Raw genomic sequence first — 4,000 nt, forward strand, 5'->3', positions numbered from 1 at the left:
AGGATTCCGGCACTCATCTCCTGGGCCTCGATAGGCGCGATTTTCCGACCAATGAGAGCGTTGACAATGGTGGACTTGCCTGAAGAGGTGGTGCCAATGGTGGCAATCCGGAAGGAGGGCTTCCGCAGGCGGGCATCGGCCTCTTCGTAGACAACCCGAAAGTCCTCCAGCTTCTCCAGCAGCACGGAGTTGCTGACTACGTCGTGGTATTCGTTAACGATCCCAGCGGTGAGGTTGCCGAGGTCAAATAGTGAGTCTCTCGCGGTCTGCAAAGCTACCGAGGGATCCATAGAATCAAGCCGGTGATGCGCTCCATCAGATAGGGTTGAAGATGACATGCCAACAGTTCTCAAGCCGCTTCGCTGGCATTATATCCATCTTGCTGATACCGTCGTTCGTTTCCTTCGCATTGTTTTCAGCGTTCTTCTTGCCAGCAATGCTCATTCAGTAGCATAAAAAACAGTTCTAAAAGGCACAGAGCTGCCGGCACTTCTGGGATCAGCGAGAGCTAGTTTGGCAGATGGAGCCGCAAGCCTATCTCCTCCCGGCTAGAGCCAGCAAGCAGTTGAGAGGATTGCCAGATTGCTTAAGATGAGACTGCTGAGTCCGAACTCCTTCTCCCTGTAAATGATGGATGGATCCTTGCAATCTTTCTTCGCCTCTGCCACCCAGGTGGGGCTGGGGGTGGCGGGTCTGCTGGCTCTGCTTACCCTGCTGGCCTGGCTCCGCAACTGGCCGTGGAAGTTTTCGCTGGTGGGCTACACGGCCTTTACGCTGGTTTTGACGGCGGGCTGTTTTGCCCTCAGTTTGGGGCCGATCTTTCGCTCCCGCATTCCCGGCGCTGCCCCCTACACCACGGTCTATGACCAAGGGGCAGAGCGGGCGGTCATCGCCGTCAGCCCGGACATTACCCCAGAGCACCTGATCCTCACGCTGAAGCAGGCGGCCAGCGATTTGGCGTCCTCCGGTCGCTTCTCCACCGGCTCGCCGGTATTTACCCTGCAGGCCCGCACCGTCATCCATCCTGAGCCGGGCGTCTCCGAGCCCTTACTTTTGGGCACGCTGCAACAGCCGCTGGGGAAACGCCTGCGCACCCCGGAAGAACAGCAGCAGCAGCAGATCCGGCTGGAGGAAGAAGCTTTTGCCCGGCTGCGCAAGCTGGTCCAAGTTCAAGCTGCGGCTTCCCCCGCTGAGGGTGGGTTAGAAGAGCTCCCTTTGTCCCAGTCCTGAGCGCTAAGCCAGCGACGCAGATCCCGTCCTACCTGTTCAGGGATCTCCCACGGGAAGAGGTGGGCCACATCGGGATAGACAATGCAGGTGCACTGGGGTAGAAGGCGGGCGGTGGCCAAGCTGCTAGCGGCGGTGATGTGGCGATCCCGCTCACCGGCCAGGAGCAACACAGGTAGGCGCAGCTGCTGCAGCTCCCCCTCACGGTTGTAGCCCTGTTGCAGGGCGGTGCGCAAAGCGCGGCGGGCTTGGTGAGAGGTGTGCAGATAGGCAGGCAAAGCTGCCTGGGCCAGATAGCGATAGGCGGTTGGGGTGTGTTGCTGGATGAGGTAGCGGTAAAGAGAGCGGCGGCCAAAGGTGTTGATGTTCCAACTCCAGCCGGGCCAAAGCCAGTTGAGCAGCGAAGCAATGCCGGTGTTAAGCTGATCCCAAACGGTGATGGGGGGATGGTTGCTACGAGGACAGGCGGCGCTGGCTACCAAAACCAAGCCCTTGACCCGCTGCGGCAGGCGCAAGGCCAACTCCAGGGCCAGGATCCCACCCAACGACCAGCCCAACACCAGACACTCCTGCCAGCCCAGGCAATCCAGCAGCTCCTGCAAGTCCTCTAGGTGAGTTGCCATCTCAAAGGGATCCCGTACCTGCGAACGCCCATAGCCGCGCAGATCCGGCGCCACACAGGGGTGCATCCCCGCCACCGCCTCAGCAAAGACTTCCATGCAGTCAGCATTGCCCGGATGGCCGTGGAGCAGCAGGATGGGCAGGGAAGGGATCCCTTTGCCCCAGGCACGGTAGTAGAGCTGCAGGCCCATAGCTTAGGCGCTAGCCGCCTTTTTTGGCACGGACTGCAGCTTCACCCCGTTGGGAAGGCAAATTAAGTTTTGATCCAGCACCTGCACAAACCCTTTCGAGCGCAGGGATCCCAGCAAGCGAGTAACCGTTACACGGGTCGCCCCAATGGCGTCCCCAATCTGGGCGTGGGTGAGTGTCCAAGGGAGGTACATCCCCTGTTCACAGGGCTGCCCGTACTCTTCAATCAACAGCGTTAGGAAGCCCTTCAGGCGGTCAATGGCACGCCGTTGGCCCAAGTTGCCTAACCAAAGCAACTTGCGTTGCAGTTGCTGACGGAAGCTTTCTTGAACTTTCTGGTGCAGATAGGGCCACTGCTCCAGATCCTGCCAGTAAAACCACATTACCGTGGTGCGATCGACATGGGTGCAAGCTTTTAGCTCAAAGCGCTCCGGGTTGCTCAGCTCAAAGGGCACGCCGGGTGTGATAAACCCGACAAAAACCTCCCGCCGCTCCGGCGTTTGGCTAACTAGGCGCACCACGCCTTCTTGGGGGATGTAGACCAGGCCCGGACGGGTGGGGATGCGCACGTCCTTGGGAAAAGTGCGACAGCGGTAGTGCTCTTCGGCCCACTGGCAGAGTTCCCGCCATTCCTGAGCCTCCGCTGCCGATGTGATGGAAACTAGGGACATGGGATAGGCTTCCTGTCAATTGAGTAACTAGATGAACTTTGCCGCCTCTTCCGCTCCATCGAGCCATCAAAAGAGTTTGAAAGAAAAGGCCAGACCCTAGCGGAAGGATAAACCAGGAGGAAGGGAACTTCGGCAGTGGCTTTACCTTAGCTTCATAATGACACTTAAGATTCATAGAACAACACCGTGGTTATACGGATGTTGTTCACAGGGCTACGCTCAATGATAACATGCGGAAGCCGCACTCTTCGTTTTTTCCTGGCTCCTGGCCGGCTGTAGGCTTGGCAGCAGATAGCATGATGAGGGCAGCCGGGTTGCTTGGAGGCGGTGAGGAGGGGCACCGATGAACATTCTCGTGAGCAACGATGACGGCATCCAAGCGGCGGGAGTGCGGTGTTTAGCGGCAGCGCTGGCTCAGATAGGCGGGCACCAGGTGACGGTAGTCTGCCCGGATCGGGAGCGCTCGGCCACTGGCCATGCCCTAACCTTGCACAAGCCTCTAAGGCTGGATCCGGTGCGGGAGGGGTTCCCCCCTGAGGTGCAAGCCTGGGCCTGTTCGGGCACGCCTTCGGACTGTGTCAAGCTGGGTCTGGACGGGCTACTGGATCATCCTCCCGATTGGGTGATTTCCGGCATCAATCAGGGAGCCAATTTGGGCACCGATGTGCTCTACTCCGGCACCGTCTCAGCGGCCATGGAAGGGCTATTGGAAGGGATCCCCAGCCTAGCGGTGAGCCTGGCCAGCTTTACCCACCAGGATTTTCAGCCGGCGGCCCAAGTGGTGCTGACGCTGCTGGAGAAGCTGAGCCTGAAGCCTTTAGAGAAGCCGATGCTGTTGAACATCAACGTGCCCCCGCTAGAGCTGGCTGAAATACGCGGCATGGTCTTGGCCCGCCTAGCCTGGCGCAAGTACACGGATCTCTACGAGAAACGGGTAGATCCCCGTGGCAAGGCCTACTACTGGCTGGCAGGAGAGGTGGTGGAAGAGGAGGTGGATCCCTGCTCCGATGTGCGGGCGGTTGCCGAAGGCTATGTGTCGATTACGCCCTTGCAGCCGGATTTAACGGCCTACGCCGCTTTCGAGAGCTTGCAGCGCTGGGGCCTCTCAGCCTTTGGCTTTTGAAGGTTTTGGCAAGGATAGGGAGTCCCGGCTAGCTTGCTCCAACCTGGTAGAGCTAGGGAGAAGAGGTCGCCAAGGCCAGCAGCCGCTCTGCAACAGCTTGGGAAACGGGCATCACCGATAGGCGCGTACCTCGCCGCACCACCTCCAACTCTGCAGGGGTAAAAGTGGC

The 4,000-nt window shown here is 59.3% G+C and carries 5 protein-coding genes; 2 read left to right on the forward strand and 3 right to left on the reverse strand.

From position 1 onward, the window contains the following. Positions 1–290, reverse strand: a 290-nt coding sequence (locus NW841_RS01260; protein WP_414385014.1) for a dynamin family protein, incomplete at its 3' end; no start/stop codon positions are given. Positions 291–627: 337 nt separating this feature from the next. Between NW841_RS01260 and NW841_RS01265 the strand changes: the two genes are divergently transcribed. Further along, positions 628–1,230, forward strand: coding sequence for a DUF2518 family protein (locus tag NW841_RS01265; protein WP_414385016.1), 603 nt, complete (start codon positions 628–630; stop codon positions 1,228–1,230). Here NW841_RS01265 and NW841_RS01270 read toward each other — a convergent pair. Then, positions 1,170–2,039 (reverse strand): alpha/beta fold hydrolase, encoded by an 870-nt coding sequence (locus NW841_RS01270; protein ID WP_414385019.1) that lies wholly within the window; start codon positions 2,037–2,039, stop codon positions 1,170–1,172. The two genes, NW841_RS01265 and NW841_RS01270, sit on opposite strands and share 61 nt — an antisense overlap. A 3-nt stretch (positions 2,040–2,042) precedes the next feature. Beyond that, on the reverse strand, positions 2,043–2,708 hold the full coding sequence (locus NW841_RS01275) for a Crp/Fnr family transcriptional regulator (protein ID WP_414366166.1): 666 nt from the start codon (positions 2,706–2,708) through the stop codon (positions 2,043–2,045). Between the two features lie 343 nt (positions 2,709–3,051). Between NW841_RS01275 and surE the strand changes: the two genes are divergently transcribed. Next, positions 3,052–3,831 carry a 5'/3'-nucleotidase SurE gene (gene surE, locus NW841_RS01280; protein ID WP_414385021.1) on the forward strand — a complete coding sequence of 260 codons (780 nt, stop codon included), beginning with the start codon at positions 3,052–3,054 and terminating at the stop codon, positions 3,829–3,831. Positions 3,832–4,000: the final 169 nt, after the last annotated feature.

The organism is Synechococcus sp. H60.3 (genome assembly GCF_047462295.1).
GTDB lineage: Bacteria > Cyanobacteriota > Cyanobacteriia > Thermostichales > Thermostichaceae > Thermostichus.

Coding starts and splice junctions, on each gene's coding strand:
- NW841_RS01275 (WP_414366166.1), bottom strand. CDS start 2,708: ATGTCCCTAGTTTCCATCACATCGGCAGCGGAGGCTCAGGAATGGCGG.
- NW841_RS01265 (WP_414385016.1), top strand. CDS start 628: ATGATGGATGGATCCTTGCAATCTTTCTTCGCCTCTGCCACCCAGGTG.
- NW841_RS01270 (WP_414385019.1), bottom strand. CDS start 2,039: ATGGGCCTGCAGCTCTACTACCGTGCCTGGGGCAAAGGGATCCCTTCC.
- surE (WP_414385021.1), top strand. CDS start 3,052: ATGAACATTCTCGTGAGCAACGATGACGGCATCCAAGCGGCGGGAGTG.